Annotated in this window: 1 protein-coding gene; it reads left to right on the top strand. The window is 59.0% G+C overall.

From position 1 onward, the window contains the following. The coding region (istB, locus tag ACOJB8_RS41145; protein WP_475017992.1) for an IS21-like element helper ATPase IstB at positions 1-672 on the top strand (672 nt) is incomplete at its 5' end. Positions 673-751 lie beyond the last annotated feature (79 nt).

The raw sequence follows: 751 nt of genomic DNA, 5'->3' as shown, positions 1-751 counted from the left end.
ACCCAGCAACCGTTCCTCGAGACCTTTGCGCTGATCCTGCAGGACGAACTCGACCGGCGGCAGTCACGCCTGATCGAGCGCCGCTACCAGCAGTCGGGCCTTGAAGAGAAGCTGACCCTGACGGAATTCGACTGGTCATTCAATCCAAAGTTGCCTCGCCAGGCGTGCTTCCAGCTGCACGCACTGAAGTTCGTCGCCGAAGGCAAGAACGCGCTGATCATAGGTAAACCGGGTACTGGGAAGTCTCATGTTGCGAAGGCCGTTGCGTATCAGGCCATTCTGCAGGGGCACAAGGTGCAGTATCTCGAAACCGACGACTTCTTTAACCGCTATGCGCTCAGTGCGCCCGAGCTGCGACAGGCGCGGCTGCGCGCCATCCTCGATTGCGATCTGCTCGTGCTCGACGACCTGTTCCTCTCGCGGACTATCCCCGATGAGGCCGGCGCACTGCTACAGACCCTGATCCATCAGCGTTACAAGCTTCATCGCAGCGTCGTTGTGACTTCGAACCGCGTCGTCCAGGACTGGGGTTCCTATCTCGGCGACAACACGATGAGTTCCACGATTCTCGACCGCCTCATGCACCACTGCCACCTGCTCGAATTCGATGGTCGTAGCTACCGGCTCAAGGAGGCCGCCGAAACCCTTGCGCGAAAAACGAAAGAGAGCTAAATAACGATCTCGTCCTGCTTCACGAGGTGGGGGAATTTACGCGCCCATAAGTGGGGGAGTTTGAACTGCCCGCCCGGGA

Source organism: Paraburkholderia sp. BR10141, from assembly GCF_056155635.1.
This window is presented reverse-complemented; position numbering and strand designations above follow the sequence as displayed.